Origin of the sequence: Macrococcus sp. PK, assembly GCF_022501545.1 — a bacterium.
GTDB classification, from domain to species: domain Bacteria; phylum Bacillota; class Bacilli; order Staphylococcales; family Staphylococcaceae; genus Macrococcoides; species Macrococcoides epidermidis.
Window position 1 is genome coordinate 80,928 of record NZ_JAEPRF010000017.1, and the last position, 24,346, is coordinate 105,273.

A 24,346-nucleotide genomic window follows, 5' to 3' on the forward strand; every position below is an offset into this window, starting at 1 on the left:
GGAGAAAGATGGAGATCGTTTTTGTTTGTACAGGAAATACGTGTCGTAGCCCGCTAGCAGAAAGTATCGCAAAATCAATGTCAAATGAACATTCATTTTCATCGAGAGGTATTTTTGCGATAGATGGTATGCCTGCTTCACGCCATACGCAACAAATTATTGAAACGAATCACTTACCAGCTGCTTCATTAAGTGCTGGCTTTGACCGCACAGACAGTGAAAAAGATTTAATCTTAACGATGACAGCAAATCACCGTGATACAATTCGTTCGATGTATCCAGCAAGCAATGTATATACGCTAATTGAATACGTGGATGGTGTTAGCCAGGATATCCAGGATCCCTATGGTGGAGAGTATGAAATATATCAACAGACTTACGAACAATTACAGGAAAATATCACGAAATTATTAACAAAAATTGATGAAAAATAGACAATTCAAAAAATAACGTCTCATTTTTCGGAAATGTTTTATCTCACTTTTTAAATAGGCTATAATATGAAGTATGTAATAAGGAGGGATATTGTGAAGATTGCGATTGCAAGTGACCATGGTGGATTTGAGTACAAAGCTAAAATTACAGAATTTTTAACTGCAAAAGGTATTGAATTTAAAGATTTTGGTCCAGCGTCAACTGAATCAGTAGATTATCCGGATTATGCAGGTCCTGTCGCACGTGCAGTAGCAAACGGTGAATATGACCGAGGTATTCTAATTTGTGGTACTGGTATTGGAATGAGCATTGCAGCAAATAAAGTGCCAGGTATTCGTTGTGCGCTCGTTCATGACGTATTTACTGCTCAAGTGACACGCGAACATAATAATTCGAACATCCTGGCATTGGGACAACGCGTTATCGGTGAAGGATTGATGCTACTTATCGTCAAAACTTGGCTGGATGCTGAATTTGAAGGTGGACGTCATCAGAAACGTATCGATAAAATAGCGCAACTGGAGTCTTGCAATGGATAACATTAATACACTGCTAGATGAACTCGTAGCAATTGATTTCTTTAAGCCAAATACGTTATGTGTGATTGGTTGTTCAACGTCTGAAGTCATTGGTGAACGTATCGGTACAAATAGTTCTGATGAAGTAGCAAAAGTATTTTTTGAAGCATTTCAACGTATACACAAACAAACTGGTGTTGATTTCTGTTTCCAGGGTTGTGAACATATTAATCGTGCGATAACGATGGAACGTCGTGTGCAGGAACGATATGGCTTTGAAATAGTCAGCGTGGTACCTGTAAAAGGGGCAGGTGGCAGTATGAGTAGTCTGGCATATCAAAGTTTCGAAGATCCTGTAGTTGTTGAGCATGTTGTTTGTGATACAGGCATTGATATCGGTCAGACATTGATCGGTCAGCATATTAAACATGTACAGATTCCTGTACGCGTAGCAACGAAAAAAGTCGGCGAAGCAGTTGTTACAATTGCAACGCATCGTCCGAAGTTAATTGGTGGACCAAGAAGTCGATATTAAGTGAATATCAAGGGGGATATATGATGAACGAAATTAAAGCGCAGGATAATGTACTATTTGAAGCAATGCATAAAGAATTAGAAAGACAAAATAACAACATTGAATTAATTGCTTCAGAAAACTTTGTTTCTAAAGCTGTAATGGAAGCTCAAGGTTCAGTATTAACAAATAAATACGCTGAAGGTTACCCACATAAACGTTATTATGGTGGGTGTGAGTTTGTCGATATCGTTGAAGATTTAGCAAGAGATAGAGCGAAAGAATTATTTGGAGCAGAACATGCAAACGTTCAACCACATTCAGGATCTCAGGCGAACATGGCGGTTTATCGTGTAGCGATTAAACCCGGAGATACTGTATTAGGCATGGATTTAAGCCACGGCGGGCACTTAACGCATGGTTCACATGTGAATTTCAGTGGTATCGATTATCATTTCGTAGCGTATGAAGTTGATAAGGAAACTGAAACGATTAATTACGATAACGTTCGCGCTTTAGCAAAGGAACACAAACCGAAATTAATTATTGCTGGTGCTTCAGCATATTCACGTGAAATTGACTTTAAACAATTTAGGGAAATTGCTGATGAAATAGGCGCATTATTTATGGTTGATATGGCACACATCGCTGGACTTGTGGCTACAGGCCTTCACGAAAACCCAGTTCCATATGCTGATTTTGTGACGACAACGACGCATAAGACATTACGCGGGCCACGTGGTGGTATGATTTTATGTAAAGCAGAATTTGCAAAAGCAATCGATAAAGCAATATTCCCAGGTATTCAAGGCGGACCTTTAATGCATGTAATCGCAGCGAAAGCTGTGGCATTTGGTGAAGCGTTACAACCTGAATTTAAGACGTATCAAACACAAGTTATTAACAATGCGAAGACGCTTGCTGCCTCATTGTCAGAAAGAGGACTGCGCATCGTAAGTGGTGGCACAGATAATCATCTGTTTAGCATTGATGTTACACCGATGGATTTAACAGGTAAAGTTGCAGAGCATGCACTAGATGCAGTTGGTATTACTACAAATAAAAATACGATTCCATTTGATAAGACAAGCCCATTTGTAACAAGCGGTATTCGAATTGGTACGCCAGCAGTAACAACGCGTGGTTTAAAAGAAGATGAAATGAAATTAATTGGTAATATTATCGCTGACGTATTAGCAAATCATGAAGATGAGCAAGTGTTAGCGAAAGCAAGAGAGCAAGTTAAATCAATTACAGATAAGTTTCCTTTATATCAGTAAAGATTTAACGATAAATCACCCGAGTTTATAAAAAGAAATAAATACAATATAGTTTGGAGAAGATGATTATGGCCAAAGTCCATGTTTTTGATCACCCATTAATTCAACATAAGTTGAGTTACATTCGAGACGAGCAGACAGGAACGAAAGAATTCCGCGAGCTTGTAGATGAAGTAGGTATGTTAATGGCATACGAAGTTACGCGCGATTTAGAATTAGATGATGTTACAGTGAAGACACCCGTTACTGAAATGACAGCGAAACGATTGTCAGGTAAGAAGATGGCTGTTGTGCCTATTTTACGCGCAGGGTTAGGTATGACTGATGGTGTATTAAAGCTAATTCCGGCAGCCCGTGTCGGACATATCGGATTATACCGTGATCCTGAAACGCTGCAACCTGTTGAATACTTCGCAAAGTTACCTCAGGATATTGAGGAACGTGACTTTATCGTCGTTGACCCAATGCTTGCGACAGGTGGTTCTGCAATTGAAGCGATCAATTCGTTAAAGAAACGTGGCGCTACTAAAATTCGTTTTATGTGTTTAATTGCGGCACCAGAAGGTGTTAAGTTATTACAAGAAGCACATCCTGATGTAGATATCTATATCGCGGCATTAGATGAGAAATTAAATGACCATGGCTATATCGTCCCTGGATTAGGTGACGCTGGCGATAGATTATTTGGTACAAAATAAGAATCTAGGAGATTATCATGAAAAAAATTATGACGATTTTTGGTACAAGACCTGAAGCGATTAAGATGGCCCCTCTTGTACTCGCTTTAAAAGAAGATCCGGAATTAGAACCAATTGTAGTAGTAACTGCGCAGCATAGAGAAATGCTGGATCAAGTATTAACAATCTTTGATATTACGCCAGATTATGATCTAAACATAATGAAAGCAGGACAAACGTTATCAGAAGTGACAAGTCGCGTAATTTTAGGCTTAGAAGAAGTGATTCAGGAAGCTAAGCCGGATATGATTTTAGTGCATGGCGATACAACGACAACATTTGCAGGTAGTCTTGCTGCTTTCTATAACGAAGTTGCGATCGGTCACGTAGAGGCGGGATTACGTACTTTCCAGAAATATTCTCCTTTCCCGGAAGAAATGAATCGCCAAATGACAGGTGTACTTGCTGATATTCACTTTGCACCGACGGAAGAAGCTGCACAAAACTTACTGAATGAGAATAAACCGGCAGATAAAATCGCTATTACCGGTAATACTGCGATTGATGCTTTAAAGACGACTGTAAAAGATGATTATGTTTCTGGAATATTAGATAAAGCTGATGGTAGGAAAGTAGTATTACTTACAGCCCATCGCAGAGAAAACATTGGACAGCCAATGCATAATATATTTAAAGCGATTCGCCGTATTGTGGATGAATTTGAAGATGTTGAAGTAGTCTATCCAATGCATAAAAATCCTAAAGTGCGTGAAATTGCTTCAGAACATTTAGCAGATCATTCACGTGTGCAACTTATTGAGCCTTTAGATGTGATTGATTTTCATAACTTTGCTTCGCGCAGTCATTTTATATTAACGGATTCAGGTGGTGTACAAGAAGAAGCACCTTCTTTAGGTAAGCCGGTACTTGTCCTACGTGATACGACAGAACGTCCTGAAGGTGTTAAAGCTGGAACATTAAAACTTGCAGGCATTGAAGAAGAAAATATTTATCAGTTAACGAAAACGTTATTAACAGACGAAGCGACTTACCAAAGTATGTCAAAAGCAAGCAATCCTTATGGTGATGGTGAAACTTCTAAAAGAATTTGTGAACATATAAAATATTATTTTAACTTGACACAAGAAAAACCGGTACCATTTAAGGTAGAAGCATCTGAAAAATAATTAAATTAATAAATTTTTAAACGAAACATAATTATTTGTCTAATTTGTGAACTTTCCGTGAAATTTATGTTTCTAAAGTTTTGACATAGCATTGACACGGTATTTTGCCTATATTATCATAAAATGTGGAATGAAACGGTTTTCATCCGCGTGAGAACTATTTCTAAGGAGTTCCCAATATGTCAGAATTTAAGACATTTTTTAAGCAATACCTGCAATATTTTATATACCTAATCTTAATACTCTTATTAATCGCTATGTTCACGCATAATGATTTTGTGTTAGGATTAGTTATTGGTACGATTGCGTCTGCGATCAGTACTTTTGTATGGTATCACAATTTATCGCGTGCGATTAAGAGTGATGCATTGTACATCTCAAGTGGTATGGGCATTCGCTTTTTAATAGCGGTCATGGCATGCCTCTTCTGGGTGAGATATCCTGATACGTTTCACTTATTAGGGATCGCGCTTGGCCTAATGCTCACCTATGTAATGATTATCATTCATGGGGTGAACAGTTTGAAAAAATAATACATATAGGAAGAGGTGAAGAAATGGAACACGAATCACCCCTCTATACTTTGAAAATCGCTGGACATGATTTGATTTTTAATCTGTCTTCAATGCTGATGATTACTGTAGCTGCAGTTATCGTATTTATTATTGCGGTACTTTGTACACGTAACTTAAGTGTACGCCCACACGGTAAACAAAACTTCATTGAATGGGTTTTCGATTTCACTAGAGGCATTATCAACAGTAATATGGCGTGGAACAAAGGTGGACGCTTTCATTTTCTAGCTGTAACGTTGTTATTATTCATTTTTGTTGCAAACATGCTAGGATTACCATTTGCAATTGTAAGTGGTCACACTTTATGGTGGAAATCTCCAACTGCTGATCCAACAGTCACATTAACACTTTCAACACTGATGGTACTACTGACACACTTTTATGGTATCAAAATGCGTGGGAGCGGCAATTATTTCAAGAGTTTTGCTCAGCCGGTATGGTTTATGGTACCGTTCAAGATTATTGAAGAATTCTCTTCTACATTAACGCTTGGTCTGCGTCTTTACGGTAACATTTTTGCAGGTGAAGTATTACTCGGACTACTCGCTGGTCTATTAACAACATTTGGTGCACTTGGTGCAATCGGTGGATTTATTCCATTAGTTATCTGGCAAGGTTTCTCAATTTTCGTAGGGTCAATTCAGGCCTACATTTTCGTAATGTTATCAATGGTTTATATGTCACATAAAGTGTCAGATGACCATTAATATAAAAAATTAAAAAAACTATCATATTTCTTTAGGAGGAAATTATTAATGAATTTATTAGCAGCAGCAATCGCAATCGGTTTAGCAGCATTAGGAGCAGGTATTGGTAACGGTTTAATCGTATCTCGTACAGTTGAAGGTGTAGCGCGTCAACCAGAAGCACGTGGTCCATTAATGACTATCATGTTCATCGGTGTAGGTTTAGTTGAGGCCCTTCCTATCATCGCGGTAGTAGTAGCATTCATGGTAATGAACCGTTAATTTTAAATATAACTCGTTAAGGCGAAGTCACTATGATTTCGCCATTCATTTATGAACATAACTGCGATGAAAGGAGCGTTAATCTTGAATTTCTTAATTTTAGGCGAAACTGCACATACTGCAGCACCTGGCGTTGAATGGGGTACTGCATTATTTACACTATTCGCATTTTTAGTATTATTAGCTTTACTAAGCAAGTTCGCTTGGGGTCCATTAAAGAATATTATGGACGAACGTCAACATGGCATTAATGCTGACCTTGACAATGCAAGAAAGCAAAATGAAGATGCAAAACGTTACGCTGAAGAAAACAAAGCGTTACTTACTAAGACTCAAAATGAAGTATCTATCATGATGGAAGATGCTAAAGCACAAGCTAAAACACAACAAGAAGCAATCATCCACGAAGCAAATATGCGTGCAAACAAAATCGTGAGCGACGCACAAGTCGAAATTGAAAATGAAAAACAACGTGCTATTGCAGACATCAACGATCGCGTTGCTGAATTATCTGTATTAATCGCACAAAAAGTAATCAATAAGGAAATTAACGAACAAGATCAAAAACAACTTGTTCAACAATTTATTCAAGAGGCAGGCGATAAATAATGGCCAACGTCTTAAATAAATACGCAGAGAGTTTATTAGAAGTTGCAAAGGGACAAGGTGTAGCACAGGGTGTTTATTCTGATCTTTTAGAGATTAAGCAGGCATTAGTAAATGATTCAACATTTGCTGCATTTGCTGAAGATCCTAAAGTATCTAAAGAAGCACGTACTCAGTTTGTTTCAGAAACATTTAAAGGTGTGGATGCACCACTTATGAACTTACTAAAAATCTTAGCTGACCGCAAACAATTAGGACTTATTCCTGGTATTGTAGACGCATTCGTTGAATATTATAACAATGCAAATCAACAAGCTAAGATGAAAGTAGAATCTGTTTATCCACTATCTTCTGAAGAACTAGATGAGTTAGGAAAAGTATTCATCGAAAAAACAGGCTATAAAAAATTATTAATTGAAAATGTTATTAATGAATCTTTAATCGGCGGTATTCGCGCTACAATCGGAACGACAGTCTATGATGGTTCAGTTATCAATGAATTAAATCAATTAAGTAAGTCGTTTCAAAAACAATAATTTCTTATAAGGAGTGACATCAATGGCCATCAAAGCTGAAGAAATCAGTGCGTTACTAAAATCACAGATTGCAAACTACGAGTCTGGTATGACAGTAACGGATGTAGGTACTGTTATCCAGGTCGGTGACGGTATTGCTTTAGTACATGGCTTAAACAACGTTATGGCTGGGGAACTAGTCGAGTTTGATAACGGTGTATTAGGTCTTGCACAAAATTTAGAAGAAAATAACGTAGGTGTCGTAATCTTAGGCCCTTACTTAGATATTAAAGAAGGCGACGAAGTTAAACGTACAGGTCGTATCATGGAAGTTCCAGTTGGCGAAGAGTTAATTGGACGTGTTGTTAACCCATTAGGGCAACCAATTGATGGACGTGGACCGCTTAACACAACTAAAACACGTCCAATCGAATCACCAGCTACTGGTGTTATGGATCGTAAATCAGTTGATGAGCCATTACAAACAGGTATCAAAGCGATTGATGCGTTAGTACCAATCGGACGTGGACAACGTGAGTTAATCATCGGTGACCGTCAAACTGGTAAAACAACAGTTGCAATCGATACAATTCTTAACCAAAAAGATGAAGATATGATTTGTGTATATGTTGCGATCGGACAAAAAGAATCAACTGTACGTACTGCAGTTGAAACATTACGTCAACACGGTGCATTAGACTACACAATCGTAGTATCAGCATCAGCATCTCAACCAGCTCCATTATTATACATCGCGCCTTATGCTGGTGTAGCAATGGCAGAAGAATTCATGTTCAATGGTAAACACGTATTAATCGTATATGATGATTTAACGAAACAAGCAGCAGCTTACCGTGAGTTATCATTATTATTACGTCGTCCGCCAGGTCGTGAAGCTTATCCGGGGGATGTATTCTACTTACACAGCCGTCTGTTAGAACGTGCAGCTAAATTAAATGATGATTTAGGTGGCGGTTCTATCACTGCATTACCATTCGTTGAAACACAAGCAGGGGATATCTCAGCTTACGTACCAACGAACGTAATCTCAATTACAGATGGACAAATCTTCTTACAATCAGATTTATTCTTCTCTGGTGTTCGCCCTGCGATCAACGCCGGATTATCAGTATCACGTGTTGGTGGTTCTGCACAAATTAAAGCGATGAAAAAAGTAGCGGGTACATTACGTCTTGACTTAGCATCTTACCGTGAATTAGAATCATTCGCACAATTTGGTTCTGACTTAGATCCACAAACTAAAGCGAAATTAGAACGTGGTAAACGTACGGTTGAAGTATTAAAACAAGATCAAAACAAACCTTTAACAGTTGATAAACAAGTTACAATTCTTTATGCATTAACTAAAGGTCACTTAGATGATATTCCTGTTGAAGATATTACACGTTTTGAAGATGAGTTATTATCATGGATCGGTTCAAATGCACCACATATCTACCAAGAAATCCGTGAAACTAAAGGCTTACCAGCTGATGAAACATTTGTTGATGCTTTCAATGCATTCAAGAAAGTCTTCAGAAAATCAGAAGTATAATCTTTAAAGGAAATTAATCAGAAGGTGGTGACAAAATGGCTTCTCTTAGAGACATAAAAGGCCGCATAAATTCGACTAAAAAAACAAGTCAAATTACAAAAGCGATGCACATGGTTTCTAACTCTAAACTTCGTCGTGCTGAAGAAAATGCAAAAAGCTTTTATCCATATATGAATAAAATGCAGGAAGCAATTACAGCAATCGGCGGTAACAGTTCAGACTCAAACCATCCAATGTTGCAGTCACGTCCTGTTAAGAAGACAGGTTACTTAGTAATCACTTGTGATAAGGGTCTTGCTGGACCTTATAATGCAAACATTTTAAAAAGCGTTACAGCTAAAATAAAAGAACGTCATAATAACAATCCTGCTGAATACGGTATTTTAGTAATTGGTCGTGTTGGTCGTGATTTCTTACGTTCGCGTGAATATAACGTTGAAGGTGAAATTATCGGGCTTTCTGAGCAACCATCATTTAAATCAATTAAAGATATCAGTCAAAAAGCTGTTTCACGTTTTGAAACTGGAGAATATGACGAAATTTATATGCATTTCAGCCACTTCATCAGTGTGCTAGAGCAAGAAGTTCAGGAGCGCAAAATTTTACCGATATCTAAAGATGAAGTATCAGGTGAATCTTCATTATCTAACTATGAGTTTGAACCTGATCAAGATGCCATTTTAGAAGTTATTCTTCCACAATATGCGGAAAGTTTAATCTATGGTGCCATTTTAGATGGTAAAGCAAGTGAACATGCATCACGTATGACGGCAATGAAAAATGCAACAGACAATGCAAAAGAATTAATCGATGATTTATCATTACAATATAACCGTGCGAGACAAGCAGCAATCACGCAACAAATTACTGAAATTGTTGGTGGAGCAGCCGCATTAGAATAACACTTAGGAGGAATAAACATGGCAGTAGGTCACGTAATCCAAGTTATGGGTCCTGTTATCGACGTTAAGTTCGAAAACGGTCAATTACCAGCATTAAACAATGCCTTAACTTTAGATATTAAACGTGAAGAAGGCAAAACTACGAAGTTAGCGTTAGAAGTTGCCCTTCATTTAGGTGACGATGCTGTACGTACAATCGCTATGAGTTCTACTGATGGCGTGCAACGTGGAGCAGAAGTAGTCGATACTGGATCACCAATCTCAGTACCAGTTGGAGACGTAACTTTAGGTCGCGTATTTAACGTATTAGGAGAAAAAATCGATTTAGGTGAAGAATTAGATGCAAGCGTTCGTCGTGATCCAATTCACCGTTTAGCACCTAAATTTGAAGAATTATCTACAAAAGTTGAAATCTTAGAAACAGGTATCAAAGTAGTAGATTTATTAGCACCTTACATTAAAGGTGGTAAAATCGGTCTATTCGGTGGTGCCGGTGTAGGTAAAACTGTATTAATTCAGGAATTAATCAACAATATCGCACAAGAACACGGTGGTATCTCAGTATTCGCAGGTGTTGGTGAAAGAACACGTGAAGGTAATGACTTATTCCACGAAATGAGTGACTCAGGCGTTATTAAGAAAACAGCGATGGTATTCGGACAAATGAACGAGCCACCTGGTGCACGTATGCGCGTAGCATTATCTGGTTTAACAATGGCTGAATACTTCCGTGATGAACAAGGACAGGACGTACTTTTATTCATCGACAACATCTTCCGTTTCACACAAGCAGGTTCAGAAGTTTCGGCACTTTTAGGTCGTATGCCTTCTGCCGTTGGTTACCAACCAACACTTGCTACTGAAATGGGTCAATTACAAGAGCGTATCACGTCAACGAACGTTGGTTCAGTAACATCTATCCAAGCGGTATTCGTACCTGCCGATGACTATACTGACCCGGCGCCAGCAACAGCGTTCGCTCACTTAGATGCAACAACAAACTTAGAGCGTAAATTAACGGAGATGGGTATTTATCCAGCCGTTGACCCATTAGCGTCTACATCACGTGCATTAACACCAGCAGTAGTTGGAGAAGAGCATTATGAAGTAGCACGTCGCGTTCAGGCAACATTACAAAAATATCGTGAGTTACAAGATATTATCGCTATCTTAGGTATGGATGAATTATCTGATGACGATAAAAAGACTGTAAACCGTGCACGTCGTATTCAGTTCTTCTTATCTCAAAACTTCCACGTAGCTGAACAATTTACAGGTCAAAAAGGTTCTTACGTACCAGTTCAACAAACGGTACAAGACTTTAAAGCGATCTTAGATGGTAAATACGACCACATTCCTGAAGATGCATTCCGTTTAGTTGGTGGCATCGAGGCTGTGTTAGAACAAGCTAAAGGTATGGGTGTTGAAGTTTAATTTCTTAGGAGGATGGAACTATGAATAAAATCGCATTAGATATCGTCACTCCTAACGGTTCAGTTTACTCAGAGCATGAAGCAGAGTTAGTAGTATTACAGACTGAATCAGGTGAAATGGGTGTGATGGCTGGTCATATTCCTACAGTCGCACCTCTAAAAATTGGGGCCGTACGTGTTACACGTTCAGGTAATGATAAAGATCATATTGCTGTAACGGAAGGATTTGCTGAAATCCGTCCGGAGAAAGTTACGATTCTTGTTCAATCAGCTGAGCAAGCTGATGAAATTGACATTGAAAGAGCTAAAGCTTCATTACTTCGTGCTGAAGAGCGCATGAAAGAAGACAAAGCAGAACATGTTGATTTCCACCGCGCAGAACGTGCATTACATCGTGCAATGAACCGATTAGAAGTTGCAAAATATCGCTAAGAGGCTGTCGACAAAGCGTTTAGACACGAACAAACTGGAGACAATTCCGAAAAATCGTTCTTTGATTTTGAAGGAATTGTTGAAGTTTGACTAGCGTCTGCTTTGAACATGCCAATTAATTAAGAAATTTAAAGTACACAGTTATCTGTGTACTTTTTTTGTAGAGGAGAAATATGAATATTTACGCACTAACATATGTATTTTTATATTTAACTGTCACAGCTCTGAGTTTTAACAGTTTGCAGGCACTGCGTTTTGATCAATTATTTAAAGCAGGTAAAACGAAAGAGATACAAGTTTTGTTAATATGTTTAAGCATGTCTTTGAGTTATTTAGTGACAAACTTTATCGTTGATTTAATTAAGCAAACAAATCTTATTATGGTATTATTTTAGTGCTATAATTAACATACGTTATATTTAAAGAATATTAATAAATTTATCTCATATACAGTTTTCATTATCCATGTAAGAAGTATTTGGTATAGAATAGATGTATAGCTATGTTAATTTGGAGGTTAAAATGGATACAATTATCGTTAAAGGTGGCGCTAAATTAAAGGGTCATGTTAAAGTTGAAGGTGCTAAAAATGCAGTGTTACCGATTATAACAGCGTCAATTCTTGCTGCTGAGGGTAAAAGTGTATTTACAAATGTACCGGATTTATCAGATGTTGATACGATTTCTGCCGTTTTAGAAGGCTTAAATGCGAAAGTATATAAAAGATTAGATGTTAATACTGTTGAAGTTGACGCAAGTGGAGAACTATTAACGCATGCTGCATATGAATACGTTAGTAAAATGCGTGCAAGTGTACTGGTGTTAGGGCCATTATTAGCGCGTTTTGGAAAAGCTGAAGTCGCGATGCCTGGTGGTTGTGCGATAGGTTCTCGTCCAATTGAGCAGCATTTAAAAGGGTTACGTGCCTTAGGGGCAGAAATCACACAGACAAACGGTTATTTAATGGGTAGTGTAAATGGTAGATTAAAGGGTGCACAAATCTATTTTGATTTCCCGAGCGTTGGCGCTACGCAAAATATTATGATGGCAGCATCACTCGCTGAAGGAAAGACAATTATTGATAACGTTGCAAGAGAACCAGAAATCGTTGATTTAGCAAACTATTTAAATAAGATGGGTGCTGATGTGCAAGGTGCTGGTACTGATCGTATCGTAATCAATGGTGTCGAAGCGCTTAAAGGTGCGGAACATGAAATTGTACCGGATAGAATTGTTGCCGGAACATTTTTAGTGGCTGCAGCTTTAACGCAAGGTGATGTGTATGTTGAAGGAGCAATTTATGAACATATGCAGGCACTTATTGCGAAATTAGAAGAAACAGGTTGTATCATTGAAATTGATGAAGCTGGTATTCGACTGCGCGCTGAACAACCTTTAAAAGAAGTTCATGTGAAGACTTTACCACACCCTGGCTTTCCTACAGATATGCAGGCTCAGATGATGGCGCTTATGCTTGTCTTACCAAAAGAAAGTACGATGCATGAAACAGTGTTTGAAAATCGCTTTATGCATGTTGCAGAGTTTGCTAAGATGAATGCAAAGATTACAGTAGATAAACGTATTGCTCGCGTCTCAGAAAGTAAGTTACAAGGTGCTGAAGTAAAAGCAACAGACTTACGTTCAGCGGCAGCTTTAATACTGGCAGGACTTGTAGCTGAAGGTTACACTAAAGTCACTGAACTTTATCATCTAGATAGAGGTTACGTAGATTTCCATCTTAAATTAAGAAGTTTAGGTGCGGAAATTGAACGTACAGGCGATAAAAAAGTTACTGTAAAATCTTAATGATGTACAATCAAACCTGAGGGGTGATTGATTTGAAAAGACCGATCTTAAATCAAAAAGTGAGTGTTATTAATGGCACAGAAGTAATACATAGACGTATACCCATTCTGTTAACAGTAAGTATCGTAATCTTATTGATGATAATTTTATTTGTTATCGGAATGATGATTGGGTATGGTATCTTACATTCTCCGATGGATGTATTTAAACCATCGACATGGACACATTTATTAAAACTAACTGGGAGTGAAAGTTGATGGAAACATTACTAACTTTTGACGAAATTAAAAAGATTATTCCGCATCGCTATCCATTTTTACTGATTGATAGAATCATTGAATTAGAAGATGGAAAAAAATGTACTGGTATTAAACAGGTAAGTGGGAACGAACCATTCTTTCAAGGGCATTTCCCGGAATATGCAGTAATGCCCGGCGTATTAATTGTAGAAGCACTAGCGCAAGTGGGTGCTGTTGCAATGCTAAAGTTAGAAGAGAATCAAGGGAAGCTTGCAATGTTTACCGGTATTGATAAATGTAGATTTAAAAAGCAAGTTACACCTGGTGATACGTTACAGTTAGAAGTAGAAATGACAAGAGTAAAAGGCCCATTAGGTAAAGGTGTAGCAAAGGCTACAGTGAATGGTGAGATTGCTTGTAGCTGTGAAATCAGTTTTGCAATTTTAGAGAGATAATAAAAGAAGATAATTCGGAAAGCATAGGCTTCTGGATTATCTTCTTTTTTTTTATTCTTCTATTTCATCTTTTAATTTTGGTTTTGATTTCATCATACGGTTGAATGCGATAAGTAGCTCCTGACCACTTAGTCCGTCCACTACAAGCTGTTCAAGTAACTTCTCTGCATAAACTTGTCGTAACGTATAAATGTGGCATTCGATGATTACAGAGATTTTATCTTTTAAAGGAATAATCTGTTTTACAGTTGATTCAAATAAGGCAGGATCATTTGATGCACGTGTAATAACAACACGTGTATCGAGCATCGTCTCATTATCTAAATAGTGCTGCATTTTTTCAAGATGAATATCATCGATAACGATTTCAAGCAGCCAGCCTGTACCGCTGTTTTCTTTATTAATAATGACACCGTCATGCAGCGCATATTCTGTTACTGATTCGTTTTCGACGATTTGAAATCTTACTGCTTTAAACGTTTTCATGTATATCCCTCCATTATCTATTATAAATTATCACATATAATTTTCAAATTATAAAATTTTTCTTTTTCTATCGAAAATCTTTTCGTTTTTGATAGAAAATGAAGCATTATTCAATTTTTGAATGTACTTCATATCTAAAATTGAATTGCTGCATTTTTGCAACAATTTATTTTCATTATATAGTGCTATTAAGAAAGGAGGTGACACATTGATAAATAAAGTAATATTAGCAGGTAGGATTTCCAGTGATATAGATTTAAAGGACTTTTCAGACAAACTGCAAATTGCATCATTCTTTCTGGCTGTTGATCGCGGAAAGAAGAAAGGTGCGAAAGAAAGTACTGTTGATTTTCTGAGATGTAAAGCATTTAATCGTACAGCTACAAATATACATTCATTTTGTAAGAAAGGTTAGCTCATTTGTGTGACAGGACAAATTCATAATAATCGCTATGAAAGAGATGGTCAGACAAGGTATTCAACTGAAATCGTAATAGAAAGTATTAAGTTTCTCCCGTCATTCGGCGGTAATAATAAAGAAAAGACGCCTGATGAAACATGGGATGAACTGTCATACGATGAAAAGTTAATTGTTATTAATGGATATCGTGCAGCTAAAAAAGAAGCATCAGATTACAAAAAGGAAACTGTTTCTAATGTAACGACAGCTCAACAAGAACGTGATTCAGTAACAACATATAATCAGCGATGGTCTACTGAACTGAATAAAGATGAAAAGATGTCTGCTGAGATTCAAGAACAAGCAGAAGAAATTGTGCAGAAGTTCAGTGGCGAGTCATCTCTTAATCACAATGAAACAACGCAAAATGAAAATGATAAAGTTGCATCGTCAGTTAATCATAATGATAGCGTGATTGAAGACGAAGATAATGATAGTTCTTCTGAAATGACAGAGGAAGAAATAACAGATCAACAACTACCATTTTAAGTTAGATTGCTTCATTACTCACACACCTCACATCCTAATACACCTCCCAAATTAAACCGTCTATCGCTCGTGCCGGAGCGATAGACGGTTTTTGTATCGAATTGAGATAAGGCTGTAATATATTTGTAATTTAAGGAAGTTACTTATAATAATGCTGTAACCAAAGAAATGTAAAATCGTGATAAAGTAGTGTTATTGATAAAAGAGACTATTCGGAGGAATTATATATAATGAAAAAATTAGCAGCAATTACTACAATGGCAATACTTACTACAGGCGTAGCTACAACACAAGCAGACGCAAAAGAACATAAAGTCGCTCAAGGTGAATCTTTATGGACGATTGCAGATAAATATGACACTACAATCGAAAAGATTAAAAAGATCAATAAATTAGAATCAGACGTAATCGTTCCTGACCAAAAGTTAGAAGTATTAGTTAAAGGTAAATACGAAGTTAAAGCTGGAGATACTTTAGGTAAAATCGCACGTAAATTCGACGTAAGAATTACTGAATTAAAAAAATGGAATAAAATTGAATCTTCTAAAGAATTAAAAGAAGGTCAATTATTAATCGTTGAGAAAAAATCACAACGTAAACATGTGAATGCAGCTCCAGTAAAAGCAGCACCTGTTGCTAAAAAAGTAGCAGCACCAGTTTCAGCACCGGTTACAACGCAAAATACTGCAGCAACTGCACAACCACAAGCTCAACCAGTACAACAAACTCAAAAAGCAGTTCGTGTACAACAAGCACCAGTTCAAAAAGCGCCAGTACAACAAACTAAACGCGCTGCAGTACAACAAACGTCAGCACCAGCTGGTAATTCATCAGTAGACGCACATTTACGTTTAATCATGCAACGTGAATCAGGTGGAAATCCAAGAGCAGTTAACGCAGCAGGTTACTACGGATTATTCCAATTCTCTCCACAAACATGGGCAGCTGTAGGCGGAACTGGTAACCCAGCACAAGCTTCAGAAGCAGAACAATGGAAACGTGCACGTATTTTATATACACAACACGGTGCGCAACATTGGTCAACAGCATACTAATAATAAATTTTAAGCAGAACTTTACGTTCTGCTTTTTTTTTTGATAAATCTTAGTGAATTGTTTCAAAAGTGTGACAATCTTCATAATTAATAATATAGCGAGGTTTCTGATATTTCCCTTAAAAATTTAACACTATATGGTAATTGCTTTATTTCTTATTTTTTATTGTAACGCAAGCGTAATAAAAGAGCGTATCTTTTATTTGGCTGTAACCTATGAAATATTTATTTCTGATATAGTTAATTACAAGAACAAAGCATATTCATTCAAAAGAATTCATTTATAAAATAAAAAACAAACATTTCCCGGAGGAAAATAAACATGAAAAAAATCTTAAGTGTTACAGCAGCAATTGCAATCACTACGACAATGGCAGTTTCAACAGCAGATGCAGCTTCATACAAAGTTAAAGCTGGCGATTCATTATGGAGTGTTGCAAATAAATATGGTACGTCAATTGCAGCAATTAAATCAGCAAATGGCTTAAGATCTAACTTAATCCATCCGAACCAAGTGTTAAAGATTAATAATAAGAATAGTGTCGTTTACAAAAATACATCATACAAAAAATCTACCTATAAAGCACCTGTAAGTAAAACTGCTTATACAAGTTCAAAAACTGTAAAAACAACAAACACTACTTATATTAACAGAGGTTTAAATTGGGCTGCGTTAGCACAATGTGAATCTGGTGGTAATCCATCTATTAATACTGGAAACGGGTTCTATGGTATGTATCAGTTTAATTTACAAACATGGCGTGGCGTTGGTGGATCAGGATATCCGCATCAGGCATCAGCTGCAGAACAAACGAAACGTGCTCAAATTTTATATAACATGCGTGGCGCACAACCTTGGCCAGTATGTGGACTTCGCTTATAATTTTAGGACTAACGACAATGTCGTTAGTCTTTTTTTCAATTCTTGCTTTCATAATTTGATTACGTTACACTAACATTAAATACATATATTACTACTAGGGGTGCCTTTTGGCTGAGATGACTTTGTCAAACCCTTTACCTGATCTAGATAATGCTAGCGTAGGAAAGTAGTTAAATTCCTTTATTGATTTTATATTTTTAATAATGGTATTTAGCCCATTTCCTATTTGGAGATGGGCTTTCTTTATAAACTTTTAGGAGGTAAATGATGTTTACACAACAATTAAAAGAAGAAGTAGAGCCAATTATTGAGTCAATTTACAATGACCCATTTATACAGGGAATGGTGCGTGGTGATTTAAGTAAAGAAGCAGTGATTCATTATTTAAAAGCAGACCATCTTTACTTAAACGAGTTTGCGAAAATTTATAGCTTATTAATTCCGAAATTAGATGATAAAGAAGGTATTAAATTTTTATTAGAACAAATCGATTTTGTAATGAACGGAGAAGTAACTGCACATTATACTTTAGCAGACTATGCACAGGTTGATTATAAAACAATCATTAAAGACGGAGAATGGTACCCAACAAGTGATCATTATATTAAACACATGTATTTTAATGCATATCGTTATAGTGATGCAGCATTTACAATTTGCGCGATGGCACCGTGTCCATATGTTTATCAGCAAGTTGCTTTAAAGATGAAAGAACGTCATGATTTCAACGGCAATCCATTTAAAGACTGGGTAGATTTCTATGCTACAGAGATGAAGCCGTTAATGGAACATCTGGATGACTGGGTAGATGAATTTGCTGAACACGCAAGTGAAGCGGAACGTGCGGTATTAACAAAGAACTTTAAAGAAAGCTGTATACATGAGAAACGTTTCTTTAATATGGCTTATACACAAGAAACTTGGGAAAGTGTGGTTGAATAATATGAAGACAGCTTTATCAATTGCAGGAACAGATCCAACGGGTGGCGCTGGAACAACAGTAGATTTAAAAGTATTTCAATCAAGAGGCGTCTATGGTATGAGTGTCGTAACAAGCATTGTTGCACAAAATACGTTAGGCGTTCAGCAAGTATTTAATCAGGATGTAGATGTTATTGCAGCACAACTAGAGAGTGTGTATAGTGATATCGTACCGGATGCAGTGAAGACAGGAATGCTTGCAACGAGTGAAGTCATGGATGTCGTGCGTCCTTATATTGTAAAACATGATATCCCTTATGTAATCGATCCTGTCATGGTAGCTAAAAGTGGTGATGCATTGCTTGACGAAAATGGACGTAGTGCGGTGCGTACGAAACTTTTAGATGTAGCAACGGTTGTGACACCAAATATTCCGGAGCTTGAGGAAATCGTACAGATGAAAGTTGAAACACTCGATGATATTAAACGTGCCGGTAAAATATTTATCAATGAAATTGGTTCTGACAGTGTGCTGATTAAAGGAGGTCATCTTAAAGGAGATGCTACAGATTATTTATTTACTCGAGATGATTTTGTTGTTTTGCAAGGTGAACGTTATGATACAAAACACACACATGGCACTGGATGCACATATTCAGCAGTAATTACATCTGAACTTGCGAAAGGAAAATCTATTGTAGAAGCTGTACAACTTGCAAAACGTTATATGGATGCAGCAATCCGATTCACACCAGAATTAGGTCATGGTCAAGGCCCAGTTAATCACTTTAAATTTCAGGAGATGGAATAATGATATTAGAACAGATAAGAAAAGATAATCCACTCATTATTTGTATTACAAATGATGTAGTTAAAAATTTTACAGCGAACGGCCTACTGGCATTAGGTGCCAGCCCTGCGATGGCGACAGAAAAGTTAGAGATGGACGAATTTCTGACACATGCTGGTGCATTGCTCATCAATATTGGTTCAATTGAAGAAGATGATATTGAAAATATGCTGGCTGCTGCAAAATATGCCAATCACCATGATGTACCTATCGTATTGGACCCAGTTGCATGTGGCGCATCTAAATTTCGTAAAGATTTCTGTTTAAAATTGTTAGAAACATATGATATTACAGTAATTCGTGGGAATGCTTCTGAATTACAAGCTTTGACAGGGGAGGCGAATATGAAAGGGACAGATGCAGATACAAGTCTGTCAACTGAAGATGTGGCACGTGCTGCATATAATAAATTTAATTGTGCGATTGTCGTAACAGGTGAAATCGATGCAATTTGTGTGAATGGAAAAATTAACTTAATTGAGAATGGTACTGCACTTTTAACAAAAGTCACTGGTGGTGGATGTTTATTAGGGGCAGTTGTTGCAAGTTTCATATATAATGAAATTAAACCAACGTTAGAAACATTAACAGAAGCATTGACGACATATACTGTTGCCTCAGAGTTTGCTGAACGTGCGTCTAACGGCACTTTGCCGGGACATTTTGCTGTGAATTTAATCGATCAGTTATATTTAATACAGGAAAGTGATGTGGCAGAGAATAGACTTGTGAAAGAAGTGTAGCGAATGTTTGATAGAAAATTATTGCGCGTTTATTTTATTGCAGGCACTCAGGATACATCTGACGGTAATCTTGAGCGAGTATTACAGGAGGCCCTTGAAGCAGGTATTACGCTATATCAATTCAGAGAAAAAGGTCAGAATGCTCTGACTGGTGAAGCTAAAGAAACATTAGCGCGAAAACTTTTTGCGATGTGTAAAGCAAAAGGTGTACCGTTTATTGTTAACGATGACATTGAACTAGCGAAGAAAATTGATGCAGACGGTATTCATCTTGGTCAGGATGATGAGAAAATCGAAAACATCATTGATGATTTCAATGATAAGATTATCGGGCTCTCTGTCGGTAATTTTGCAGAATATGATCAATCTGATTTGACGCATGTTGATTATATCGGTGTAGGACCAGTATATGAAACAAGTAGTAAAAGTGATGCAAAGAAACCTGGAGGCATAGAACTCATTCGTAAAATGAGACTATATGATGAAGACATTCCGATCGTTGCAATCGGTGGTATTACAAGTGCCAATAGCGAGATGATTCTTGCTGCCGGTGCTGATGGCATTTCAACAATTTCTTCTATTACGAAAAGTGACGATATTAAACAGGTTGTTACTGATTACCTGAAATATTATACAGATAAATAAAAATATATGGTTTTTGTTTATGATTATCACTTTTTGTGATAAAATAACCTCTATGTGAATAATATTATGAGGTGAAAGAATGAAGAAAAAGGCAATTTGGCCGTTAATCATTGCAATTGCATTATTTTTAGCGGGTTGTGATTATTCAAAAGAAGAGAATCGTACTGGATTTTTCTATGATACATTTGTACATCCGTTAGACCAATTGATCCATTGGTTAGGTGCAAATATGGGACATAACTATGGTTTAGCAATCATCGCGATTACTTTAATCGTACGTTTAGCACTTTTCCCATTTATGATGCGTACATATAAGAACCAGTATGTAATGAAAGAAAAGATGGCGTTAATCAAGCCGCAGATGACTGAAATTCAGGAACGTGTGAAACGCGCACGAACACAAGAAGAGAAGATGGCTGCAAACCAGGAAATGATGGCATTATACAAAGATAACGGTATCAATCCACTGAACATGGGATGTTTACCATTACTGATTCAATTACCAATCGTAACTGGATTATTCTATGTATTGAAATATCCGACATCAGGTGGTATTACAAAATATCCAGATTTCTTATGGTTCGATTTAACAAAGACTGATATTGCAATGACTGTTATTGCAGGTATCGTCTATGCAATTCAGGCTTATGTATCAATGCAGAATATTCCCGAAGAACAAAAAGCGCAAATGCGTATGATGATGTTCATCTCACCGATTATGATCGTGTGGATGTCAGCAATCTCTCCAGCAGCGTTACCATTATATTGGGCTGTCGGCGGAGCATTCTTAGTTGTTCAAACATGGTTAGGGAATAAGTTCTATAAGAAGAAAGTACATGAAGAAATTGCACCTTTAGTAGCAGCACATGAACAAAATCAAGCAGAAAATAAAACTAAAAATGTGCAAGTTGTATCATCTAAAAAGAAGAAAAAGAAATAATTAGATAGAAAGTGACCTCAAAATTGATTTGAGGTCACTTTTTTTAATTGGTGAGAGGAAAGGGGTTCGGAAGTGTCGTCAAAATAGATTTGAAGCCACTTCCGTCCACCATAAATGCAAAACCCTGTAGTAAGTGTCGTCAAACGAAATTTGAAGTCACTTCCATCATCCCTTCCCAAATCACTTTCAAACGCACTAACACCACTCTTTTTTAATTTGTTCAATAAATGTTTTCATATATGCATTACGTTCTTCTGCCATTGTCTTTGCAGTTTCTGTATTCATCAAGTCAATCAGCTTAAATAATTTCTCATAAAAATGATTGATAGCAGTACTCGGTGTTCGATAGTCACTTAAATCATCGCGAACAGGTATGTTTGGATCATACATCGCTTCACCAAACTTTCCGGCAAACATAAATGTTCTGGCAATTCCTATCGCACCTAACGCATCAAGTCGGTCAGCATCCTGAACAACTTTGCCTTCAAGCGATTTCAACTTCCCTTCATTCTTTCCGCCATTAAAGCTCATATATTTAAGAATATGATTAATAGCTTGTCGATGTTCTATAGGAAGTTGAATTTCCTCGTAAAATTTATTCAATCGTTCCCATGCTGCAATAGTATCAAATAATTTCTCGTCGACAGTATCATGTAATAACGCTGCCATCTCAACGATAAAAAGATCAGCATCTTCTTTTTCAGCGATTTCAACAGCCATTTTTCGGACACGTTCGATATGCGCATAATCATGGCCGCTCGATTCATCTTTATGCACATTTTTCACAAATGATTCGGTGATGAGTAGTACTTCTTTGTTATTCATGTGAAAAAACTCCTTTTAAATGTTTACTTTATATAAAAAGTTGGTATAATAAGATTACGAATTATCAGAAAATTCAAAACATATTTATATGACAAAGGGGATGTAAATCATGCAAAATACATATCATTTCGAACTCACGAAACAACAAAAGAAACTAGGATTTACATATTTGATTGTTCATAGTGTATTTTTCTTAAATTTAGCAGCTGATTTCTTATTGATACATTAAATAAAAAGGGAGTGGGAATTGATTTCTCACTCTCTTTTATAATATCGGTGATATTAATCTTGCAATGGCTTCCTTAACTCTGATGAGTAATACGCGTTGATCATAAATTTCCTGTGTGAGCTGACTGGAAACTTTAACGTCATCTTCAAACGTCTTACGTAATTTATAGGCAATATCATGATCGTATATAAATGCGTTAACTTCAAAATTTAGTTCAAAACTTCTAAAGTCCATATTTGCTGTACCGACACTTGCGACTTCATCGTCAATCACCATCATCTTCGTATGGATAAATCCATTTTCGTAGATAAATATATTACAACCGGCCTGAATCAGTTCACCGACGTTTGAATATGTGGCCCAATATACGAAAGGATGATCGGGTTTGTTAGGAATCATGATGTTGACTTCTACTCCGGTAAGCGCAGCGATTTTCAATGCATCAAGCAAAGAAGTGTCAGGTATAAAGTAAGGTGACTGAATAAATATAGATTCTTTAGCTGATGTAATCATCTTCAGATAACCGAATTTGATATGTTGTTCACTGGAATCTGGCCCACTCGAAGCAATTTGAATTCCGATTTCGCCTTTACTATCAACATCCGGGAAATATTTTTTATCATAATGCATAAAATTACGCGTTGACTGGGAATTCCAGTCCATCATAAAACGCAGTTGTAATGCATTGACTGAGTCACCTTCGACACGTAAATGGGTATCTCGCCAATACCCAAATCGTTTATCTAGTCCTAAATACTCATCGCCGACATTAAAGCCACCGATATATCCGATTTTTCCATCTATTACAACGATCTTACGATGATTTCGATTGTTCATCCTGAAATTAATAAGAGGAAAGTGAGAAGGGAAGAATGCTTCTACCTGCCCGCCAAGCTTCTTAAATGTTTTAAAACGGGATAAAGTTAATGTACGAGATCCGATATCATCGTACAGCATCTTAACTTCGACACCTTCTTCAAGCTTCTGCATCAATACATCTAATATTTCTTTACCGATACCGTCTCGCTTAAATATATAATATTGAATATGAATATGATCTTCAGCATTACGTATATCCTGGATAAGCGCATCAAACTTTTTGCGACCATCTGTAAGAATTTCAACTGCATTATCTGTCGTCAGAAATGATGAATAATTATTTAAGTTCATACGAATAATATCTTTATGCTTCATAATTTCTTTAGAGCGCACCATTAGATCATCTTCATCAATTGCATGCATCTGTTCATGCACAATTTGCTGAAGACCAATTTTATCTTCTTCATCTAACTTAAAGATACTTGACTGTTTGATTTGACGGCCGAATAGCAAATAAATTATGAAACCGATAATCGGCAGGAAGAATAGTACAAGTAGCCATGCCCATGTGGATCCCGCCTGTCTACGTTCTAAAAAGATAATTACGAAAGCTAAAAATATGTTAAAGACAAATGCAACAAAGAAAAGTATTGAAAAAACTTGAGAATAATCGATGTTTGAGAATACTGACAAAAAGCATTCCTCCTTTAGAATTAGCTTTATTATACATGAAAAAACAATTAAATACTTTTGTGTTTATACAATTGTGTTTATACAATTTTCATACTGAATCTGTTTTTTACAAATCACTATCATTGTTCACAAAATCTTTACATAAATAAGTCTATGGACCTATAGCTATATTGGTTATTTTCGGGTACACTAGTATTAACAAATTGATTAG

The 24,346-nt window shown here is 36.7% G+C and carries 31 protein-coding genes and 1 riboswitch; of the genes, 28 read left to right on the forward strand and 3 right to left on the reverse strand.

The annotated features are described in order from the left end of the window. The first annotated feature begins 8 nt into the window (after positions 1–8). The 19 genes from JJJ02_RS11490 to fabZ all read left to right on the forward strand — a co-directional run bounded on the left by JJJ02_RS11490 (position 9) and on the right by fabZ (position 14,097). Positions 9–434, forward strand: coding sequence for a low molecular weight protein arginine phosphatase (locus JJJ02_RS11490; RefSeq protein ID WP_240839131.1), 426 nt, complete (start codon positions 9–11; stop codon positions 432–434). 93 nt (positions 435–527) lie between these two features. Further along, entirely contained in the window at positions 528–974 is a 447-nt protein-coding gene (rpiB, locus tag JJJ02_RS11495; protein WP_111716677.1) for a ribose 5-phosphate isomerase B, read from the forward strand. Further along, positions 967–1,488: a TIGR01440 family protein gene (locus JJJ02_RS11500; RefSeq protein WP_111716679.1), complete on the forward strand. Its 522-nt coding sequence runs from the start codon at positions 967–969 to the stop codon at positions 1,486–1,488. The genes rpiB and JJJ02_RS11500 overlap by 8 nt, the downstream gene beginning before the upstream one ends. 23 nt (positions 1,489–1,511) lie before the next feature. Then, positions 1,512–2,747, forward strand: coding sequence for a serine hydroxymethyltransferase (gene glyA / locus JJJ02_RS11505; protein WP_240839133.1), 1,236 nt, complete (start codon positions 1,512–1,514; stop codon positions 2,745–2,747). A 68-nt stretch (positions 2,748–2,815) separates the two neighbouring features. After that, positions 2,816–3,445, forward strand: a complete 630-nt coding sequence (gene upp, locus JJJ02_RS11510) for a uracil phosphoribosyltransferase (protein ID WP_099581446.1) — start codon at positions 2,816–2,818, stop codon at positions 3,443–3,445. A gap of 17 nt (positions 3,446–3,462) precedes the next feature. After that, on the forward strand, positions 3,463–4,611 hold the full coding sequence (gene wecB / locus JJJ02_RS11515; protein ID WP_240839135.1) for a non-hydrolyzing UDP-N-acetylglucosamine 2-epimerase: 1,149 nt from the start codon (positions 3,463–3,465) through the stop codon (positions 4,609–4,611). 179 nt (positions 4,612–4,790) lie between these two features. Continuing rightward, positions 4,791–5,144, forward strand: a complete 354-nt coding sequence (locus tag JJJ02_RS11520; protein WP_111716685.1) for an ATP synthase subunit I — start codon at positions 4,791–4,793, stop codon at positions 5,142–5,144. Between the two features lie 23 nt (positions 5,145–5,167). Next, positions 5,168–5,893 carry a F0F1 ATP synthase subunit A gene (atpB, locus tag JJJ02_RS11525; RefSeq protein WP_111716687.1) on the forward strand — a complete coding sequence of 242 codons (726 nt, stop codon included), beginning with the start codon at positions 5,168–5,170 and terminating at the stop codon, positions 5,891–5,893. Between the two features lie 48 nt (positions 5,894–5,941). Next, positions 5,942–6,154 carry a F0F1 ATP synthase subunit C gene (gene atpE / locus JJJ02_RS11530; protein WP_041636195.1) on the forward strand — a complete coding sequence of 71 codons (213 nt, stop codon included), beginning with the start codon at positions 5,942–5,944 and terminating at the stop codon, positions 6,152–6,154. Between the two features lie 66 nt (positions 6,155–6,220). Beyond that, complete coding sequence (locus JJJ02_RS11535) at positions 6,221–6,763, forward strand: F0F1 ATP synthase subunit B (RefSeq protein ID WP_111716749.1); 543 nt, start codon at positions 6,221–6,223, stop codon at positions 6,761–6,763. Then, on the forward strand, positions 6,763–7,296 hold the full coding sequence (gene atpH / locus JJJ02_RS11540; protein ID WP_111716688.1) for an ATP synthase F1 subunit delta: 534 nt from the start codon (positions 6,763–6,765) through the stop codon (positions 7,294–7,296). Before JJJ02_RS11535 ends, atpH begins: the two co-directional genes overlap by 1 nt. A 22-nt stretch (positions 7,297–7,318) precedes the next feature. Next, complete coding sequence (atpA, locus tag JJJ02_RS11545) at positions 7,319–8,830, forward strand: F0F1 ATP synthase subunit alpha (RefSeq protein WP_111716690.1); 1,512 nt, start codon at positions 7,319–7,321, stop codon at positions 8,828–8,830. 35 nt (positions 8,831–8,865) lie between these two features. After that, positions 8,866–9,732 carry an ATP synthase F1 subunit gamma gene (gene atpG / locus JJJ02_RS11550; RefSeq protein ID WP_111716692.1) on the forward strand — a complete coding sequence of 289 codons (867 nt, stop codon included), beginning with the start codon at positions 8,866–8,868 and terminating at the stop codon, positions 9,730–9,732. Between the two features lie 18 nt (positions 9,733–9,750). Next, positions 9,751–11,166, forward strand: coding sequence for a F0F1 ATP synthase subunit beta (gene atpD / locus JJJ02_RS11555; protein ID WP_099581428.1), 1,416 nt, complete (start codon positions 9,751–9,753; stop codon positions 11,164–11,166). Positions 11,167–11,186: 20 nt separating this feature from the next. Next, entirely contained in the window at positions 11,187–11,597 is a 411-nt protein-coding gene (locus JJJ02_RS11560; protein WP_111716694.1) for a F0F1 ATP synthase subunit epsilon, read from the forward strand. A gap of 173 nt (positions 11,598–11,770) precedes the next feature. Beyond that, entirely contained in the window at positions 11,771–11,992 is a 222-nt protein-coding gene (locus JJJ02_RS11565) for a DUF1146 domain-containing protein (protein WP_239243275.1), read from the forward strand. Positions 11,993–12,119: 127 nt separating this feature from the next. Continuing rightward, the gene (gene murA, locus JJJ02_RS11570; RefSeq protein WP_239243276.1) at positions 12,120–13,403 is read left to right on the forward strand and encodes a UDP-N-acetylglucosamine 1-carboxyvinyltransferase; all 1,284 of its coding nucleotides are present in this window, start codon (positions 12,120–12,122) and stop codon (positions 13,401–13,403) included. A gap of 32 nt (positions 13,404–13,435) precedes the next feature. Then, the gene (locus JJJ02_RS11575) at positions 13,436–13,660 is read left to right on the forward strand and encodes a DNA-directed RNA polymerase subunit beta (protein ID WP_239243277.1); all 225 of its coding nucleotides are present in this window, start codon (positions 13,436–13,438) and stop codon (positions 13,658–13,660) included. Beyond that, on the forward strand, positions 13,660–14,097 hold the full coding sequence (fabZ, locus tag JJJ02_RS11580) for a 3-hydroxyacyl-ACP dehydratase FabZ (protein ID WP_111716699.1): 438 nt from the start codon (positions 13,660–13,662) through the stop codon (positions 14,095–14,097). The genes JJJ02_RS11575 and fabZ overlap by 1 nt, the downstream gene beginning before the upstream one ends. Positions 14,098–14,148: 51 nt before the next feature. Here the strand turns inward: fabZ and JJJ02_RS11585 are convergent, their stop codons facing one another. Continuing rightward, positions 14,149–14,583: a YwpF family protein gene (locus tag JJJ02_RS11585; RefSeq protein ID WP_111716701.1), complete on the reverse strand. Its 435-nt coding sequence runs from the start codon at positions 14,581–14,583 to the stop codon at positions 14,149–14,151. Between the two features lie 208 nt (positions 14,584–14,791). On the opposite strand from JJJ02_RS11585, the gene JJJ02_RS11590 reads away from it, so the two are divergent. The 9 genes from JJJ02_RS11590 to yidC all read left to right on the forward strand — a co-directional run bounded on the left by JJJ02_RS11590 (position 14,792) and on the right by yidC (position 21,569). Next, on the forward strand, positions 14,792–14,998 hold the full coding sequence (locus JJJ02_RS11590; protein ID WP_240839137.1) for a single-stranded DNA-binding protein: 207 nt from the start codon (positions 14,792–14,794) through the stop codon (positions 14,996–14,998). 9 nt (positions 14,999–15,007) lie between these two features. After that, positions 15,008–15,532, forward strand: a complete 525-nt coding sequence (locus JJJ02_RS11595; protein ID WP_240839139.1) for a hypothetical protein — start codon at positions 15,008–15,010, stop codon at positions 15,530–15,532. Positions 15,533–15,762: 230 nt separating this feature from the next. Then, entirely contained in the window at positions 15,763–16,587 is an 825-nt protein-coding gene (locus JJJ02_RS11600) for a LysM peptidoglycan-binding domain-containing protein (RefSeq protein ID WP_240839141.1), read from the forward strand. A gap of 322 nt (positions 16,588–16,909) precedes the next feature. Continuing rightward, a complete protein-coding gene (locus JJJ02_RS13370; protein ID WP_255724865.1) occupies positions 16,910–17,470 on the forward strand; it encodes a transglycosylase family protein in 561 nt (186 codons plus the stop codon). An 86-nt stretch (positions 17,471–17,556) separates the two neighbouring features. Beyond that, positions 17,557–17,652: riboswitch (TPP riboswitch) on the forward strand. Positions 17,653–17,734: 82 nt separating this feature from the next. After that, entirely contained in the window at positions 17,735–18,412 is a 678-nt protein-coding gene (gene tenA / locus JJJ02_RS11615; protein WP_240839143.1) for a thiaminase II, read from the forward strand. Continuing rightward, positions 18,405–19,202, forward strand: a complete 798-nt coding sequence (gene thiD / locus JJJ02_RS11620; protein WP_099581409.1) for a bifunctional hydroxymethylpyrimidine kinase/phosphomethylpyrimidine kinase — start codon at positions 18,405–18,407, stop codon at positions 19,200–19,202. The genes tenA and thiD overlap by 8 nt, the downstream gene beginning before the upstream one ends. Continuing rightward, positions 19,202–19,984 carry a hydroxyethylthiazole kinase gene (gene thiM / locus JJJ02_RS11625; protein WP_255724866.1) on the forward strand — a complete coding sequence of 261 codons (783 nt, stop codon included), beginning with the start codon at positions 19,202–19,204 and terminating at the stop codon, positions 19,982–19,984. The genes thiD and thiM overlap by 1 nt, the downstream gene beginning before the upstream one ends. Positions 19,985–19,987: 3 nt before the next feature. Then, positions 19,988–20,629, forward strand: coding sequence for a thiamine phosphate synthase (thiE, locus tag JJJ02_RS11630; RefSeq protein ID WP_240839145.1), 642 nt, complete (start codon positions 19,988–19,990; stop codon positions 20,627–20,629). Between the two features lie 79 nt (positions 20,630–20,708). Beyond that, positions 20,709–21,569 (forward strand): membrane protein insertase YidC, encoded by an 861-nt coding sequence (gene yidC / locus JJJ02_RS11635; protein WP_111716714.1) that lies wholly within the window; start codon positions 20,709–20,711, stop codon positions 21,567–21,569. 195 nt (positions 21,570–21,764) lie between these two features. Here the strand turns inward: yidC and JJJ02_RS11640 are convergent, their stop codons facing one another. Together JJJ02_RS11640 and cls are read right to left on the reverse strand one after the other, a co-directional pair. Continuing rightward, positions 21,765–22,394 (reverse strand): HD domain-containing protein, encoded by a 630-nt coding sequence (locus JJJ02_RS11640; protein WP_240839147.1) that lies wholly within the window; start codon positions 22,392–22,394, stop codon positions 21,765–21,767. Positions 22,395–22,659: 265 nt separating this feature from the next. After that, positions 22,660–24,135, reverse strand: coding sequence for a cardiolipin synthase (gene cls / locus JJJ02_RS11645; protein WP_239243281.1), 1,476 nt, complete (start codon positions 24,133–24,135; stop codon positions 22,660–22,662). Positions 24,136–24,346: the final 211 nt, after the last annotated feature.

Excerpts from the sequence above, each read along its gene's own strand:
- JJJ02_RS11490 (WP_240839131.1), top strand. The coding sequence starts at position 9 with ATGGAGATCGTTTTTGTTTGTACAGGAAATACGTGTCGTAGCCCGCTA.
- JJJ02_RS11500 (WP_111716679.1), top strand. The coding sequence starts at position 967 with ATGGATAACATTAATACACTGCTAGATGAACTCGTAGCAATTGATTTC.
- glyA (WP_240839133.1), top strand. The coding sequence starts at position 1,512 with ATGAACGAAATTAAAGCGCAGGATAATGTACTATTTGAAGCAATGCAT.
- upp (WP_099581446.1), top strand. The coding sequence starts at position 2,816 with ATGGCCAAAGTCCATGTTTTTGATCACCCATTAATTCAACATAAGTTG.
- wecB (WP_240839135.1), top strand. The coding sequence starts at position 3,463 with ATGAAAAAAATTATGACGATTTTTGGTACAAGACCTGAAGCGATTAAG.
- JJJ02_RS11520 (WP_111716685.1), top strand. The coding sequence starts at position 4,791 with ATGTCAGAATTTAAGACATTTTTTAAGCAATACCTGCAATATTTTATA.
- atpB (WP_111716687.1), top strand. The coding sequence starts at position 5,168 with ATGGAACACGAATCACCCCTCTATACTTTGAAAATCGCTGGACATGAT.
- atpE (WP_041636195.1), top strand. The coding sequence starts at position 5,942 with ATGAATTTATTAGCAGCAGCAATCGCAATCGGTTTAGCAGCATTAGGA.
- JJJ02_RS11535 (WP_111716749.1), top strand. The coding sequence starts at position 6,221 with ATGAAAGGAGCGTTAATCTTGAATTTCTTAATTTTAGGCGAAACTGCA.
- atpH (WP_111716688.1), top strand. The coding sequence starts at position 6,763 with ATGGCCAACGTCTTAAATAAATACGCAGAGAGTTTATTAGAAGTTGCA.
- atpA (WP_111716690.1), top strand. The coding sequence starts at position 7,319 with ATGGCCATCAAAGCTGAAGAAATCAGTGCGTTACTAAAATCACAGATT.
- atpG (WP_111716692.1), top strand. The coding sequence starts at position 8,866 with ATGGCTTCTCTTAGAGACATAAAAGGCCGCATAAATTCGACTAAAAAA.
- atpD (WP_099581428.1), top strand. The coding sequence starts at position 9,751 with ATGGCAGTAGGTCACGTAATCCAAGTTATGGGTCCTGTTATCGACGTT.
- JJJ02_RS11560 (WP_111716694.1), top strand. The coding sequence starts at position 11,187 with ATGAATAAAATCGCATTAGATATCGTCACTCCTAACGGTTCAGTTTAC.
- JJJ02_RS11565 (WP_239243275.1), top strand. The coding sequence starts at position 11,771 with ATGAATATTTACGCACTAACATATGTATTTTTATATTTAACTGTCACA.
- murA (WP_239243276.1), top strand. The coding sequence starts at position 12,120 with ATGGATACAATTATCGTTAAAGGTGGCGCTAAATTAAAGGGTCATGTT.
- fabZ (WP_111716699.1), top strand. The coding sequence starts at position 13,660 with ATGGAAACATTACTAACTTTTGACGAAATTAAAAAGATTATTCCGCAT.
- JJJ02_RS11585 (WP_111716701.1), bottom strand. The coding sequence starts at position 14,583 with ATGAAAACGTTTAAAGCAGTAAGATTTCAAATCGTCGAAAACGAATCA.
- JJJ02_RS11600 (WP_240839141.1), top strand. The coding sequence starts at position 15,763 with ATGAAAAAATTAGCAGCAATTACTACAATGGCAATACTTACTACAGGC.
- JJJ02_RS13370 (WP_255724865.1), top strand. The coding sequence starts at position 16,910 with ATGAAAAAAATCTTAAGTGTTACAGCAGCAATTGCAATCACTACGACA.
- tenA (WP_240839143.1), top strand. The coding sequence starts at position 17,735 with ATGATGTTTACACAACAATTAAAAGAAGAAGTAGAGCCAATTATTGAG.
- thiM (WP_255724866.1), top strand. The coding sequence starts at position 19,202 with ATGATATTAGAACAGATAAGAAAAGATAATCCACTCATTATTTGTATT.
- thiE (WP_240839145.1), top strand. The coding sequence starts at position 19,988 with ATGTTTGATAGAAAATTATTGCGCGTTTATTTTATTGCAGGCACTCAG.
- yidC (WP_111716714.1), top strand. The coding sequence starts at position 20,709 with ATGAAGAAAAAGGCAATTTGGCCGTTAATCATTGCAATTGCATTATTT.
- JJJ02_RS11640 (WP_240839147.1), bottom strand. The coding sequence starts at position 22,394 with ATGAATAACAAAGAAGTACTACTCATCACCGAATCATTTGTGAAAAAT.